The sequence below is a fragment of the Vibrio sp. KMM 9700 genome, from assembly GCF_058545285.1.
Window position 1 is genome coordinate 2,308,637 of the sequence record NZ_CM178589.1, and the last position, 15,572, is coordinate 2,324,208.

Consider the following 15,572-nt stretch of genomic DNA (forward strand, 5'->3'; position numbering starts at 1 on the left):
TTGTGAACAAGGCATTTATTAAAATAAACTTGCTTATAACTAAGTATAGATAGCAATACTGAATAAATAATTCTTACGATTTGTTGATAGCCATAATTAATTAATGGGATATATACTCATATCAGTTTCATTAAATATGTAAAATTATCAATAGTGCAAAAGAGTTACAGTTTTTGGCAGTTAGCAATTATATCCTATGCTTGGATATTCTTATAAAAAATAAGGTCTGCAAATGAAAATATATATTATGCGTCACGGTGAAGCTCAGATGTTCGCGCCATCCGATGAAGCAAGAGAGCTCACACCAAAAGGTCGGCTGGAGTCTCGCGTTGTGATGCAAAAAGTCGAGCACAAAGTCTTTGATTTAGTGCTTGTAAGTCCATATATTCGTGCGCAGCAAACTTGGCAAGAAGTTGCCTCTTTGGTCGAAGCTAAAAAAGTTGAAACCTCAGATGAGATCACGCCTTATGGGGACAGTGAGTCCGTTGCTGAATACATTAAAGCCGTCGCAGAAGTCTCAAACCTTGAGTCGGTATTATTGGTTTCACACTTGCCTTTAGTTGGCTATTTAACTGCAGAGTTTGCCACTGGAATGCAAGCGCCGATGTTTGCAACCTCAAGTATCGCTTGTGTGGATTACTCGCTTGAGACCCAAAGCGGTGAATTGTTGTGGCACTTGCAACCTGATTAGGCTTTATTTTTCAGGAACGCTAAGCAATACAAGTAATGCGCCATTGCCGCCAAACTCTAGTGGCGCTTGGTGATAAGCTAAGACATCAGGGTGCTGCGCCAGCCACAGCGGCACTTTTTGTTTTAAAATATGTTTGCCAATCCCGTGCATCACACTGGCACAATGAATCCCTTCTTTTAAGCAATACGCAATCATAGCGCCGAGCTCTTGCTTGGCTTGTTGTTGCGTCATGCCATGCAAATCTAAATACACATCAGGGGTATAAACGCCGCGGCGCAAACGCTTGACTTCATATTTGGACACATCACTGCGCGCATAGCGAGTTGGCCCATCTTCAGATAATAAAGGCTCAAACTCATCAGAGAAATAAAACTCGTTGTCACTGGCTTCACGCAGTGTTTTGCGCGTTTGTTGTTTATTTTTTCGCTCAGCTTGAGCAAAATCCTGCTTTGGATCGCGGATTATGGTATCCTGCTGCAACTTTTTAATCCCTTTCATTGCATCTTGAAAGAGAGCCATATCATCTTGGTCATCAACTTCTTGTTGTTGGCTTTGTGCTTGCTTGGCTTGTGCCTGCAAGGTTTTTTGATATTGCTTGATTGCTTTAAATGGATTTGTACTCATGGGGCGCCCTTTATTCAAACTTTGGCTATTATATACCTAAGCGAGTTCAAGTTGCATCTTGAAACTTAGCATTAGGTGAGCAAAGTAGCGCACCTTGTATTGATAAATCGATATATAAATAAGCCAAATACTTGGCTGGAGGAACTCTTGGATAAAATTTTCGTTGAAGAAGCCGTCGCTGAGCTTCATACCTTACAAGATATGATCCGCTGGACGGTGAGCCGCTTTAATGCAGCAGGGCTTTTTTATGGTCACGGCACGGACAATTCGTGGGATGAAGCGGTGCAACTAATTTTACCAAGCTTGTACCTACCGATTGATGTCCCGTCACATGTTTTAAACTCTCGACTGACTAATAGCGAGCGTTTACGCATTGTTGAGCGTGTGATCAAACGTATTAATGAGCGCACGCCAACGGCTTATATCACGAATAAAGCTTGGTTCTGCGGGCTTGAGTTTTATGTGGATGAGCGCGTACTTGTGCCACGTTCACCAATTGGTGAGCTGATTGAAAATCAATTTGCCCCTTGGCTTGCGCATGAGCCGCAACGCATTATGGATTTATGTACTGGCAGCGGCTGTATTGCGATTGCTTGCGCTTATGCTTTCCCTGACGCCGAAGTTGACGCGGTTGATATTTCTATCGATGCGTTGCAAGTGGCTGAGCAAAATATTCACGATCACGGCCTTGAGCAGCAAGTTTTCCCACAATCGTCTGATCTTTTTAATGGTCTCATCGAAGAAAAATATGATGTGATTGTTACCAATCCGCCATATGTGGATCAAGAAGATATGGACAGCTTGCCGGATGAATTTAAACATGAGCCAGAACTTGGCCTTGCTGCGGGCAGTGATGGCCTTAAACTCATGCGCCGCATTTTAGCTGACGCGCCAGACTTTTTGACCGAGCAGGGCATTTTGATCTGTGAAGTTGGTAACTCTATGGTGCATGTACAAGATCAGTATCCGCACATTCCATTTACTTGGCTTGAGTTTGAAAATGGCGGTCACGGTGTGTTCTTATTAACCCGTGAACAACTGCTTGATTGCGCAGATGAGTTTAAAATTTATAAGCGCTAAATCGCTAACCTACTAAACCAAAGTCAGCCACTGTGCTGGCTTTTTTTATATATAACCTAGATGCGGCTTTACAAGCGAGCAACAAAAAGATAGAAAAGAGATATATAGATAAGAAAATCAAAAAATCATAGAGGGAAAGATGGCAGGAAATAGCATAGGACAACATTTTCGAGTAACGACTTTTGGTGAAAGTCACGGTAAAGCACTTGGTTGTATCGTTGATGGCTGTCCTCCAGGGCTTGAGCTGGATGAATCTGATTTGCAAAAAGATCTTGATCGCCGCCGCCCGGGTACATCACGTTATACCACAGCGCGTCGTGAACCGGATGAAGTCGAAATTTTATCTGGCGTATTTGAAGGTCAAACCACGGGTACATCGATTGGTCTGTTAATTAAAAATACCGATCAACGTTCAAAAGATTACTCTGAAATCAAAGACAAATTCCGTCCAGGCCATGCTGATTATACCTATCATCAAAAATATGGCGTACGTGATTATCGTGGCGGTGGTCGCTCATCTGCGCGTGAAACCGCAATGCGTGTGGCGGCTGGCGGCATTGCGAAAAAATATCTCAAGCAAGAATTTGGCGTCGAAATTCGTGGTTATTTATCACAAATGGGTGATGTGACTATCGATAAAGTCGATTGGGATGAAATTGAAAATAACCCATTTTTCTGTCCAGATGCCGACAAGGTTGAAGCATTTGATGCCTTGATTCGTGATTTGAAAAAACAAGGCGACTCGATTGGCGCTAAATTGACAGTTGTGGCAACCCAAGTCCCTGTTGGTTTAGGTGAGCCAATTTTTGACCGTCTTGATGCAGATATTGCGCATGCCTTGATGGGGATTAACGCGGTTAAAGGCGTTGAAATTGGCGATGGTTTTGCAGTAGCAAATCAAAAGGGCAGTCAGCACCGTGATGAGATGAGTCCGCAAGGCTTTGCTTCCAATCATGCGGGCGGCATTTTAGGTGGGATTTCTTCGGGGCAAGATATTGTCGCAAGTATTGCGCTTAAGCCAACTTCAAGTATTACGGTTCCGGGCAAGACGATTACCAAAGAAGGTGAGCCGACAGAGCTTATCACTAAAGGCCGTCATGATCCTTGCGTGGGGATCCGCGCAGTGCCGATTGCTGAGGCGATGCTTGCAATTGTGCTTCTTGATCATTTGTTGCGTCACCGTGGGCAAAATATGAATGTAGCAACCACAACCCCTAAGATTTAAATTTATTTCTAGGATATAATCACTCTTTTAATATTTGTATATTAGACTTGGCTTGGTTGTCGTATGGGCAACTGAGCAGGTCACTCATTCTCATTTCAGCCGCAAAGACGCTCGAGTCATCCATGAGCGCTTTGAAAAGCACATCCTTGTGCTTTTAAACTTTGCTCTATGAAATTGAGAATAATTGACTTGAAATGAGTGAAAATAAATAGCCCAAATGAGTTGTAAATGTCAGCATCAGAAACCAAAATCCAACATAAGTATCAAGATCTTATCCAAATCTTTAATCAAACCTTTTTTGAGCAGTTTAATACCAAATTAGAGCTTGGTGGCGATGAGCCCATTTATCTTCCAGCCGATGAAAATATTCCTTATCACCGAATCATCTTTGCGCGCGGCTTTTATGCGTCAGCCTTACATGAAATCGCGCACTGGTGCGTCGCAGGGCCAAAACGCCGTTTATTAGAAGACTTTGGCTATTGGTATCAACCTGATGGACGTAGCGCGCAAGTCCAAGCTGAGTTTGAAAAAGTCGAAATTCGCCCGCAAGCTTATGAATGGATTTTAGCCTTGAGCGCAGGCTTTGCGTTTAACGTAAGTTGTGACAATTTAAGTGGTGATGTGGAGCCTGATCGCTTAGAATTTATGCGCAAAGTTCATCAAGAAGTGATGGGGATTTTAGATGCAGGCATGCCGCCAAGGGTGCAAGCGTTAAGTGATGCGTTGCGTCAATTTTACAATATTGCGCCGCTGACTAAAGCTGACTTTGTTGTAAACTAATGGCTAATTAGCTAGTTTAGATGAAAAACTAGAAATAAAAATGGAAAACTAATGATAGAACTAGAAGAAAAGCTACTTTCAAAAATCGATGAAAATGTTGTCACAGCAGATGATAATCAACTTTTTGCAGAAGGTTACTTACGTGGCCATATCTCACTTGCTGCAGCAAAATGTGAAGAACAAAACCTCACCCAAGCAAGCGATCTTAAAGCAAAAATTGAAGAAAGCTTAATTGATGCAAAAAATGAATTGTCTCCGGCAGATCAAGTATTAGTGAAAGAAGTATGGCTTGCATTGAGTCGTCATTTGGATGCATAACAAATTGATCTAGCTCGAATGGATTAGATATAGAATATTGTTCGAATAAATTGAACATGTTTGTTGGTTATTGGCACTGGTGACAATCATTTCTCTCATTAATATGGACATATAGGCTGCATCACAGTGGATGTAGCTATTTTGAGAACAAATTACGCCTTAATAAAAGAGCGGAAACTTAAAGGACGAACAGAATGAAAATTATCGCGTTTGGTGCAAGCTCAAGTAAACAATCAATCAATAAAATTCTAGCGAGTTATACCGCTGGCCTTGTCGAAGGGGCTGAGGTAGAAGTCCTCGATCTAAATGATTATCCATTACCGCTTTTTAGTGAAGATGCAGAAAAAGAGCTCGGACAGCCACAAGCAGCGAAAGACTATTTTGATAAGTTGCAAACTGCTGATGCTTATGTGATTTCACTTGCAGAGCACAATGGCTCTTATACAAGTGCCTACAAAAACTTGTTTGATTGGACATCGCGTATCAATCAGCAGATGTTTAATCATAAACCTGTGGTTTACCTTGCGACCTCACCTGGCCCTGGCGGCGCGCAAAGCGTTTTAGCCCAAGCAACAGCTTCTGCGGCTTTCTTTCATGCGGATGTCAAAGCATCAGTATCTGTGGCAAGCTTTTATGATGTCTATAATAGCGAAACAGGTGAGTTTAGTGATGAAGTGAGAGCTAAATTAGCTGAAGCTGCGAAAGCACTGTCTGCGAAATAACTCATTCGTGACGATTAAACAAAATCAATCAATCCCTAAGGTTTAGAAATAGCCTTAGGGATTTTTTGTGCAAGCTGTATAAATAACGTTCAAACGATCCAAATTTATTCTTGCATAAAGATATATGGTTTTCGATTAAGTATTCTACCTCAAAAGATTTACTTTTTAGGCAAGAATAATTTATATAGCAATAAATAGTGAAATAGAGGTTTGATGCTGCACGCATGTATGTGTAGCAAAGTAAAAAAGTGAAAAAAATGTAAAATTCATTTAGTCACTCAATGGTTAGTAGTATATGGTATTGATAATTAATATCACTTGGTTGGCTGGGTGTAAGTTTGGTTATAAGGCTTATAGGTAAATCTAATAACTATTCATTTCATATAGATTTTTTCAAAAATAAAAAGATTGTTTTTGTTTTTCTAAACCTTTAGGGTGAGGCGAATTTTAGAAGCCCCTCACAAAAATAGGTTTATTATGACATTGAAAAAAACTCTTCTTGCTAGCTCCCTTTTAGCTGTTTTTGCACTTGCTGGTTGCGGTGGTAGCGATGGCCCTGATTATGATGCAAACATTGACAATCCAGAGAACCCTGAATGCACAACTGATTGTGATGGCGGTGAAATTGGTGGCGGTGAAACATCTGTACGTACAATCAAAGCGATCGACGGTTATCTCGTTGATGCAGAAGTTTACCTAGATAAAAATGCAAATGGCACAGTTGATGCTGATGAGTTTTTAGGTACAACGAATGAATCAGGCGCTTTCACCACTTCTGAAGATCAAGTTATCGAGGGTAATATCCTAATCAAAGCGGTTGCAGGTAAAACTCAAGATACAGATAGCCTAGGCACAGTTGACGCTGATTTTGTGATGATTCTTGATACTGACGACCAAGAGTATCAAGCGGATAAAGGTGAGTTTGTGGTGTCTCCTTTCTCAACCATTGCTGCAGTGACGGGCCAAGACTTAGTTGGTGTGGCTAGCAAACTAAATTTGGATCCAGAGCTTATCTCTGGTGATTTTATCGCGTCAACGGATGACAATGCAGACAAAGCGCAAGTGTATGCGCGTTCTTTTGCAACTGAGTTAACTGATGGTACTGAAGACATTGACTTTGAAGCTATCGAAGCCATCAAAGAACAAGCAGATGATGTGATTGAAGAAGCTAACGGTGAATCTTTAGACGGTATGGTTGTTGAAAACACTGACAATGGTGTTGTCGTGGATACCCTAGTTTCTAGCATCGAAGAGTTTATGCCACTTGGTGAGCATGTTTATTATGTACCGATGAACAATTTTGTTCGCACCGAAGATGAAGGTATCTTTGACATGGTTCGTGTTGATGAAGAGAAACTTAGCATCGTTTCAAGCATTGAAGGTGAAGGCTTTGAAAGTTCATATTCTATTGATGGGGACAAGATGTTCCTAGAAGGTAATGAAGATTACAACCAATACCTATACTTATCACCAGATCTTGCTATCACTTCAACACCGGGCGGTGAGCTAGCTGTTAATACAAAAACTAATATGATGCAAAGTATCACAGCGACTACTATTACATCTGATGATATTGCTGACAAAACTTTCTACCTATTATCTGATGATTCAACAGATAAGAACCCAGATCCAATGTACATGGCAATGTCTTTCAAGTCTGATAATACTATGGAAATGGAAGCCGCTGAAGATGGTGCAACTTGGTCACTAATTGAAAGTGAAGGTGAGCCTACAACTCTCACAATTTCTTTTGATGAAGAGAATGGTTATGGTGAAATGGAAACAACTACCCTTGAATATCAATTTGTTCAATCTAGTAATGGTTTGATTTTTGCAATTGACCCAAGCCGTGATGACCAGCCTCAACTTTTCTTCCGTGATGAAGCTGAAGCAGCCAAAGCATTCACAACTTGGTCTAATCTAATCGAAGACTAATTTGCTATCTCAGTAAATTAAAATAGAAAATATAGCCGCTAAGCTTCCTATTGGATTGATTTAGCGGCTTTTTTGTATCGACTAAACGCTTGCTTGAAGTGGACGTCCTTTTTTAATTCGTCTCAACCAAGTTTTTGCAGGATGAAGCGCATGCAGCACATGATTTGAAATCGCAAGTGGCTCACCAGTGATGATATCGCTCAACACTTCTGCGGCAAAAGGTGCAGAGCACAAGCCTCGGCCACCAAGCCCCACAATGCAATAAAGGTTAGGGTAAAAACTAAGCTTAGGCATATCTTGCTTCTTATCACGCACATATTGCGGATTTAACGCCGCATAATCGTCACTTAATTGATGAAAATCTGCCACTGCGCCAACAAAAGGCAAGTGATCGCGACTGGTCGCGCGTATGCCTTGTCTGGATATATCTTGCGAGCTATCAGCATCTTGCGCCCAATCTTGTGAAAAACATGCTTTAAGCTTCTCGACATTCTCTATTTGCGCTTGTTTATCAAATGCTTTGTCTATATTACTTCTATCATGGCTTGCGCCAATACAGTGGTGTGCATCCAATGGATCGGCTGGGGTTAAATATCCGTCATAACAAAGCACAGTCTTTAGTTTTGCGAGTTTATCCGTGCTTGGGATATGGCTGACTTGGCCTTTCACCGGTGAAATTGGAATCGCTTTCGTTTGCTCAAAATCATGCACTTGGTGACCATTGGCGATCACAAGCGCAGGCGCAATAGCTTGATATTGGCTGTCTTCTTGGTTGCTATCGACGCAATCAAGTAGCCAAACATTCTCCTCTGAGTGCCAAGTGATATCAGTGATTTTGGTTTCTTCATAGAGATCCAATTTGCCTGTTTGCGCAAGCTGGATGAGCAAGTTTGTCGTCGCCTCTTGCGGGCACAGCCAACCGCCTTGCGGGTAAAACATACCTTGGTAGGGCAATTCAACCCCTGCATGTTTAGAAAGCTCAGCAGCGCTTTGCTCACTGGTGATCGCCTCAGTAAAGCCGTTGAGCTTCATTTTATCTAACTTGGCTTGCGCTTTTGGATTAAAACCAACTTGCGACACTCCGCACCATGCATGGCGAAAATTCACCCCTGACTCAAATGCGCTTTGATAAAAACGTCTTGCATAAATAAAGGCAGGTGCAAAAAACTCAGTTAAGGCTTTTTCTGGCTCAGCGATGAGCGGATATAAAGCGCCTTGTTTATTGCTCGACGCCCCATGGGCGACTTTTTCTTGGCAATAAAGGGAAACCTTAAAGCCGCGCTTAATGAGTTGGCTAGCGACGCAGGCACTGGCGATCCCGCCGCCAATAATAGCTATCTCTTTGATTTCTGGTGCAAGGCTTGGCATCTGGTAGCTATCTTGAATATGGGGTTGTATGTGTTTTTCAATGCTGCCGATAAGCATGTCACGCTTGTGCCCAAACCCTTTTGCTTTGCTCATATTAAAGCCAGCCTCGATAAGGCCACGGCGCACAAAGCCTGCCGCAGTAAAGGTTGCAAGAGTCGCACTGTGGCGCGACAGGCGAGCCATGGCATTAAAAAGGGTTTGATTCCACATATCAGGGTTTTTGCTTGGGGCAAAGCCATCTAAAAACCAAGCATCGACTATGCCAGACTCTGGGTTGACGATTTTTGGCATGCTATCATGGATATCACCAAACCAAAGATCAAGGATCACGCGCCCGTTTGCGAGCTCAATACGTTGGCAGCCATGAGTCGGAGCCGGATAATTTTTTTGTAATTCTCTTGCATAATCATTAAGTTCTAGCCATGATTGGTGCGCTTTGATTAAATCCTCAAGCTTTACAGGGTATTTTTCAAAACTAATAAAGTGTAATCTTTGGGTATTCGCATCTGGATGTTGGCTTAAAAAATCATCAAACGCTTTCCAAAGAGCAAGAAAATTAAGCCCAGTGCCAAAACCTGTTTCAGCGACAACAAAATCATTTCGCTCATGGGATAAAAAACGCTCTGGGAGTCGGTTTTGCGAGATAAATACATAGCGGCTTTCTTCAAGGCCATTGTGATTTGAGAAATACACATCATCAAAATCATTTGAAACCGGAGTGCCAGATTCATTCCAATCTAGTTTTGCGTGATTAATTTTTAGTTTTGAAGCGCTAGTTGAGGTCATTTTTTCATCACTTGTTCATAAAATTACGGCTATCATTAGCCAGAGTATAAAATTTTTAAGGAAAGCTGACCACTTTTGTCATTGAGTCAGTTATTATTTATCGGATTTTTGAATTATTAGGAAGGGTCACATGAAACGAGCCGTCATCACAGGTCTAGGTATTATTTCTAGTATCGGTAACAATGTTGAAGAAGTATTGGCATCTTTGAAAACTGGAAAGTCAGGGATCACAAGTGCTGAAGGATTTAAAGAAGCGGGTTTACGCTCACAAGTTTGGGGTGATATCAAATTAAACCCAGCTGACCATATTGATCGCAAAAAAATGCGCTTTATGGGTGATGCAGCAGGCTATGCGTATCTTTCAATGCAACAAGCAATTGAAGATTCAGGCCTCGCTCCAGAGCAAGTTTCAAATATCCGTACTGGCTTAGTGGCAGGCTCAGGTGGCGTTTCTTCAAACAACCAAGTGGTTGCAACCGATACATTACGTGAAAAAGGCGTCAAACGTGTTGGCCCTTACATGGTTCCACGTACAATGGCTTCAAGTGTTTCAGCTTGTCTTGCAACGCCTTTCCAAATTCGTGGCACAAACTACACCATCAGCTCTGCATGTGCGACTTCTGCGCACTGTATCGGCCATGCGTGGGAATTAATCCAACTTGGCAAGCAAGACATCGTATTTGCTGGCGCAGGTGAAGAACTAGGCTGGTCATCAGCAATGATGTTTGATGGCATGGGCGCACTTTCAACCAAATATAACGACACCCCAGAAAAAGCATCACGTACATATGATGCAAACCGTGACGGTTTTGTTATCTCTGGTGGCGGCGGCATGGTTGTCGTGGAAGAGCTTGAGCATGCACTTGCTCGCGGTGCAAAAATCTATGGTGAAATCGTAGGTTACGGCGCAACTTCTGATGGCTATGACATGGTTGCTCCATCTGGCGAAGGTGCAGTGCGCTGCATGAAGATGGCAATGGAAAACGTCGATAGCATTGATTATGTGAACACTCATGGCACCTCAACACCTGTTGGTGATGTGAAAGAGCTTGGCGCGATTCAAGAAGTATTTGGCGCTGAATCTGGCAAGCCTTGTCCGGCAATGTCTGCAACCAAAGCGATGACAGGTCACGCATTGGGCGCAGCTGGCGTACACGAAGCAATTTACTCTATGCTTATGATGGAGCACAGCTTCATTGCACCTAGCATCAACATTGATGAGCTAGATGAAAAAGCGCAAGGTCTTGATATTGTTCGTGAAATGCGTGAGCAAGAGCTAAACACTGTGATGTCAAACAGCTTTGGCTTTGGCGGCACTAACGCAACGCTAGTGATTAAGAAATTTGAAGCTTAATACGCTACGCCTGTTTTAGAATAGTTAATCCCCGAGGTATGATTGCCTTGGGGATTTTTTTATGCTTATTATGAATCAATTTATCGCGAAACCAAAAGATCACTCAAATGAAAATACTCATAGATGAAAATATGCCTTATGCCAAAGACTTATTTAGTCAACTTGGTGAAGTCGTTTTAAAATCTGGGCGTGAAATTAACGCCGATGACTTAATTGATGTCGATGGATTAATGATCCGCTCGGTCACCAAGGTCAATGCAGGTCTGATTGCAAAAGCTAATAAGTTAAAATTTGTCGGCAGCGCAACCGCTGGAATGGATCACGTGGATCAAGATTTGCTAGCGCAAAAAGGTATTTTTTTTACCGCAGCGCCGGGATGCAATAAAGTTGGCGTGGCGGAATATGTCGTCAGCGCATTAATGGTGCTGGCCAAAGAAAAAGGTTTTAAGCTGCAAGATAAAAGCATTGGGATCATTGGCGCAGGCCAAGTGGGCTCATATCTGGCGAAAGTATTCTCAGCAATGGGGCTGAAGGTGCTGTTAAATGATCCGCCAAAAGAAGATGCTGGCGATACACGTCAATTTCATTGTCTTGATGAGGTGTTAAACGCAGATGTCATTACCTTGCATACACCTATTACCAAAGACGGAGACTATCCGACTTGGCATTTAATTGATGAAACGCGCCTTCAACACATGCGCAGCGATCAAATCTTGATAAATGCGGCAAGAGGCCCTGTGGTCGACAACCAAGCACTTAAAACTCGTTTGAAGCAGCAAGATGGCTTTTGCGCTGTGCTCGATGTGTTTGAAGAAGAGCCAAATGTCGATTTAGAGCTTTTACCGCTGCTACGCTTTGCTACGCCACATGTGGCAGGTTATGGACTTGAAGGTAAGGCGCGTGGCACGACGATGATTTTTAACTCATTTTGTGAGTTTCTCGGCCGCCCAGAGCGCGCGCATCCTAGTGAGTTATTGCCCATTGCGCCCATCTCAAACGTGCGTTTAACTCAAGGCATTGATGCCAAGGGAATGAATCATCAAGTCTTAGATTCTTTAGTGAGCCTGGTTTATGATATTCGTTTTGATGATGCAATTTTTAGGCGCAATATCATTATTGATACGGGCGATCGAGAAAAAGATTTACAGCAACAAGCGCGTGCTTTTGATAGAATGCGCAAAGATTATTGGGATCGCCGCGAATATAGCGCGCTCACCATTGAACATGATGCAAAACTAGATGTTTCAGCCTTGGCTGAGATAGGGTTTAAATTAGAAGTAATTTAGCTTTCATTTAAGGTTTAAATTTAAACCTATTTAAGTGACAAGCAACTAATAAGGTAAATTGAATGAGTCAAGAATTTAACATTGCAATATTCGGAGTAACAGGCGCCGTTGGCGAAGCTATGCTTGAGATTTTAGAGCAGCGTGATTTTCCTGTCGCAGAGCTATTCTTGCTTGCAAGTGAGCGCAGCGAAGGCAAAAGCTACCGCTACAAAGGCAAGACTATCCGAGTGCAAAATGTTGAAGACTTTGATTGGTCACAAGTTCACATTGCATTTTTCTCTGCAGGTGGCGAGCTTTCTGAAAAATGGGCACCGATTGCCGCCGATGAGGGCGTGATCGTCATCGATAACACATCTAAATTCCGTTATGAGTATGATGTGCCGCTTGTGATCCCAGAAGTAAACCCAGAAGCAATTGCTGATTTTCGTAACCGTAACATCATTGCCAACCCAAATTGCTCAACCATTCAAATGCTTGTGGCGCTAAAACCTATTTATGATGCAGTTGGTATTGAACGCATTAACGTTTGTACTTATCAATCTGTTTCTGGCGCAGGCAAAGCCGGAATTGATGAGCTTGCTGGTCAAACGGCGAAGCTTTTAAATGGTCTGCCGGCAGAGCCAAAAGCTTTCCCACACCAAATTGCGTTTAACTGCATCCCGCAAATTGATAAGTTTCTGGAAAATGGTTATACCTTTGAAGAAATGAAAATGGTCCTTGAGACGCAAAAAATCTTTAATGATCCTAGCATTGCAGTGAACCCAACCTGTGTTCGCGTGCCTGTTTTCTATGGTCATGCAGAAGCGCTACACATTGAAACTGGCGCACCGCTTGGGGCAATGGAAGCGGCGCAAATGCTGGCTGAAACCCAAGGCATTGAAGTGTTTGCTGGGGATAATTTCCCAAGCCAAGTGCGTGATGGCGGCGGTAAAGATGAAGTCTTAGTTGGGCGTATTCGTGATGATATCAGCCATCCAAATGGTTTGGATATGTGGGTTGTGGCAGATAACGTGCGTAAAGGCGCGGCAACCAATGCGGTGCAAATTGCTGAGCTATTAATCCGAGATTATATCTAAGCTATTTTTCAATGATAAGCATAGAGTGAGTGGTTTTATTAGAGAGTCTTAGACTTAGGTAAACTTACATCGACTACGCAAAGTCGCCGAAGCCGTCCTTGGGTCGCGTTCTCGGCACATCCTTGTGCCTCGTTTAACTTTGCTGCGCTGATGCAAGAATACCTAAGCTTAGAGTTGATTTAGCATTTTGAAACTGATGTAAGAATACCTAAGCTTAGCGTTGTTTTAGTATTTTGAAACTGATGTAAGAATACCTAAGCTTAGCGTTGCTTTAGCATTTCAAGCTGATGTAAGAATGCCTAAGTCTTACAAAATAAATTACGCTCACTTTCAGCAGAATTAGAAAATTATCTAACGCTTTCACCAAACAAGAGAAACAAACATGCGAATCGCCCTTGGGGTCGAGTATGATGGTCACAAACTCTTTGGCTGGCAACGCCAAAAAGACGTGCCAAGCGTACAAGAATATTTAGAAAAAGCCTTAACCATAGTCGCCAATGAGCCAATCGAAGTGCAATGCGCAGGCAGAACCGATGCCGGCGTACATGGAACAGGCCAAGTCGTACACTTTGATACCAATGCCCAGCGAAAGCTTGTGGCATGGACGATGGGCGTAAATGCCAATATGCCAGATGGCATAGCCGTGCGCTGGGCACACCCAGTTTCAGATGAATTTCACGCACGCTTTAGCGCCACCGCGCGACGTTATCGCTATATTATTTATAATCATGCCTTTCGACCGGCAATTCTAGCTAAAGGCGTGAGTCATTATCATAATCCATTAGATGAAAAGCGCATGCACGAAGCAGGGCAATACCTACTCGGTGAAAATGACTTTAGCTCATTTCGCGCCGCGCATTGCCAGTCACTCAGTCCTTGGCGTAATCTAATGCATCTTAATGTGACCCGTCATGGGCCATATATAGTAATAGATATTAAAGCCAATGCCTTTGTTCATCATATGGTGCGCAATATAACCGGCAGCTTGATTAAAGTTGGTATGGGCGCGCAAGAGCCAGAGTGGATCAAATGGCTGCTTGAGCAAAAAGATCGAACCTTAGCTGGCGCCACGGCCAAGCCAGAAGGTTTATACTTAGTTGATGTCGATTATCCAGAAGAATTTGCACTTCCAAGAGAGCCTATCGGACCGTTATTTTTGCCTGATAGTTTAAATTAGTGTTATTCTCAATAGAATTTCAATGTTGAAGACTATAGGTACAACCAGTTTTTGATCTACATTGAGTTAAATCTGTGATTTAATCAGCGTCATCTTTATTTTAAATTTTAACTGTTTGCGTGTGCAGACGGGATCAAAGGAAAGGGCTATCCATGAGTTGGCTTGATAAAATTTTAACAACAACAAATATTGTAACTCAGCGCAAAGCTTCCATCCCTGAAGGTGTATGGACAAAATGTACTTCATGTGAGCAAGTACTATATAGCGCAGAACTCGAACGTAACCTATTCGTTTGCTCTAAATGTGATCATCACATGCGAATGACAGGTCGTCGTCGCCTTGAATCTTTCTTAGATAGTGATTCTTATGAAGAGATTGGCAGCGAGCTAGAGCCAAAAGATGTTTTAAAATTCAAAGATTCAAAGCGTTATAAAGACAGACTGTCAGCGGCGCAAAAAGCCAGCGGCGAGAAAGATGCATTGATCGCAATGAAAGGCACACTACTTGGTATGCCGATCGTCGCAACAGCGTTTGAGTTTAGCTTTATGGGCGGCTCAATGGGCTCTGTTGTGGGTGAGCGTTTCGTTCGCGCTGTAGACGCTGCAATCGAAGCAAACTGCGGCCTTGTGTGTTTCTCTGCAAGTGGCGGCGCACGTATGCAAGAAGCCTTGATGTCATTGATGCAAATGGCAAAAACAAGTGCTGCGCTTGAGCGTTTATCACGTAAAGGTTTGCCATTTATCTCTGTGCTCACTGACCCAACTTACGGCGGCGTTACAGCAAGTTTGGCAATGCTAGGTGACATTAACATCGGTGAGCCAAATGCGATTATTGGTTTTGCAGGTCGACGCGTGATTGAGCAAACGGTACGTGAAAACCTACCAGATGACTTCCAACGCAGCGAGTTCTTACTTGAGCACGGCGCAATTGATATGATTGTGGACCGTCGTCATATGCGTGAGCGCGTGGCAGGCATTGTTGCCAAGCTTACCAACTATCAAGGCACGCTAAGCGAAGAGCAAGCTGAAAGCGAGACGCAAGAGTCAAACGATGACGCGTCAGCTGAATAAAAGTCAAAACAACTTTTGATTAAATAATTGAAACGGGCTAGCATAAACTTTGTGCTAGCCCGTTTGTCGTCATACTATTA

Annotated in this window: 14 protein-coding genes; 12 read left to right on the top strand and 2 right to left on the bottom strand. The window is 42.8% G+C overall.

Features of this window, described 5'->3' with window-relative positions; translation table 11 throughout:
- Nucleotides 1-232 precede the first annotated feature (232 nt).
- Nucleotides 233-691, top strand: a complete 459-nt coding sequence (gene sixA / locus AC2VOY_RS10305; protein ID WP_491831258.1) for a phosphohistidine phosphatase SixA — start codon at nucleotides 233-235, stop codon at nucleotides 689-691.
- Nucleotides 692-694: 3 nt separating this feature from the next.
- Here the strand turns inward: sixA and smrB are convergent, their stop codons facing one another.
- On the bottom strand, nucleotides 695-1,315 hold the full coding sequence (gene smrB, locus AC2VOY_RS10310; RefSeq protein ID WP_491831259.1) for an endonuclease SmrB: 621 nt from the start codon (nucleotides 1,313-1,315) through the stop codon (nucleotides 695-697).
- A gap of 147 nt (nucleotides 1,316-1,462) precedes the next feature.
- Here smrB and prmB point away from each other — a divergent pair, with 147 nt between their 5' ends.
- From prmB to AC2VOY_RS10340, 6 genes are all read left to right on the top strand, one after another.
- Nucleotides 1,463-2,395: a 50S ribosomal protein L3 N(5)-glutamine methyltransferase gene (gene prmB, locus AC2VOY_RS10315; protein WP_491831260.1), complete on the top strand. Its 933-nt coding sequence runs from the start codon at nucleotides 1,463-1,465 to the stop codon at nucleotides 2,393-2,395.
- A 139-nt stretch (nucleotides 2,396-2,534) separates the two neighbouring features.
- Nucleotides 2,535-3,620 carry a chorismate synthase gene (gene aroC, locus AC2VOY_RS10320; RefSeq protein ID WP_491831261.1) on the top strand — a complete coding sequence of 362 codons (1,086 nt, stop codon included), beginning with the start codon at nucleotides 2,535-2,537 and terminating at the stop codon, nucleotides 3,618-3,620.
- Nucleotides 3,621-3,869: 249 nt separating this feature from the next.
- The gene (locus AC2VOY_RS10325; RefSeq protein WP_491833076.1) at nucleotides 3,870-4,400 is read left to right on the top strand and encodes an elongation factor P hydroxylase; all 531 of its coding nucleotides are present in this window, start codon (nucleotides 3,870-3,872) and stop codon (nucleotides 4,398-4,400) included.
- A gap of 51 nt (nucleotides 4,401-4,451) precedes the next feature.
- Nucleotides 4,452-4,718, top strand: coding sequence for a YfcL family protein (locus tag AC2VOY_RS10330; protein ID WP_491831262.1), 267 nt, complete (start codon nucleotides 4,452-4,454; stop codon nucleotides 4,716-4,718).
- 194 nt (nucleotides 4,719-4,912) lie between these two features.
- A complete protein-coding gene (locus AC2VOY_RS10335) occupies nucleotides 4,913-5,440 on the top strand; it encodes an NADPH-dependent FMN reductase (protein ID WP_491831263.1) in 528 nt (175 codons plus the stop codon).
- A 477-nt stretch (nucleotides 5,441-5,917) separates the two neighbouring features.
- A complete protein-coding gene (locus AC2VOY_RS10340; RefSeq protein ID WP_491831264.1) occupies nucleotides 5,918-7,375 on the top strand; it encodes a hypothetical protein in 1,458 nt (485 codons plus the stop codon).
- Nucleotides 7,376-7,456: 81 nt separating this feature from the next.
- Here the strand turns inward: AC2VOY_RS10340 and mnmC are convergent, their stop codons facing one another.
- A complete protein-coding gene (mnmC, locus tag AC2VOY_RS10345) occupies nucleotides 7,457-9,529 on the bottom strand; it encodes a bifunctional tRNA (5-methylaminomethyl-2-thiouridine)(34)-methyltransferase MnmC2/FAD-dependent 5-carboxymethylaminomethyl-2-thiouridine(34) oxidoreductase MnmC1 (RefSeq protein ID WP_491831265.1) in 2,073 nt (690 codons plus the stop codon).
- A gap of 130 nt (nucleotides 9,530-9,659) precedes the next feature.
- On the opposite strand from mnmC, the gene fabB reads away from it, so the two are divergent.
- The 5 genes from fabB (at nucleotide 9,660) to accD (ending at nucleotide 15,492) form a co-directional block, all read left to right on the top strand.
- Complete coding sequence (fabB, locus tag AC2VOY_RS10350) at nucleotides 9,660-10,883, top strand: beta-ketoacyl-ACP synthase I (RefSeq protein ID WP_491831266.1); 1,224 nt, start codon at nucleotides 9,660-9,662, stop codon at nucleotides 10,881-10,883.
- Between the two features lie 107 nt (nucleotides 10,884-10,990).
- A complete protein-coding gene (locus tag AC2VOY_RS10355) occupies nucleotides 10,991-12,169 on the top strand; it encodes a 4-phosphoerythronate dehydrogenase (RefSeq protein WP_491831267.1) in 1,179 nt (392 codons plus the stop codon).
- Between the two features lie 62 nt (nucleotides 12,170-12,231).
- Nucleotides 12,232-13,245 (top strand): aspartate-semialdehyde dehydrogenase, encoded by a 1,014-nt coding sequence (locus AC2VOY_RS10360; RefSeq protein WP_491831269.1) that lies wholly within the window; start codon nucleotides 12,232-12,234, stop codon nucleotides 13,243-13,245.
- A 382-nt stretch (nucleotides 13,246-13,627) separates the two neighbouring features.
- The gene (truA, locus tag AC2VOY_RS10365; protein WP_491831270.1) at nucleotides 13,628-14,422 is read left to right on the top strand and encodes a tRNA pseudouridine(38-40) synthase TruA; all 795 of its coding nucleotides are present in this window, start codon (nucleotides 13,628-13,630) and stop codon (nucleotides 14,420-14,422) included.
- A gap of 152 nt (nucleotides 14,423-14,574) precedes the next feature.
- Nucleotides 14,575-15,492: an acetyl-CoA carboxylase, carboxyltransferase subunit beta gene (accD, locus tag AC2VOY_RS10370; RefSeq protein WP_491831271.1), complete on the top strand. Its 918-nt coding sequence runs from the start codon at nucleotides 14,575-14,577 to the stop codon at nucleotides 15,490-15,492.
- The last annotated feature ends 80 nt before the right edge of the window (nucleotides 15,493-15,572 follow it).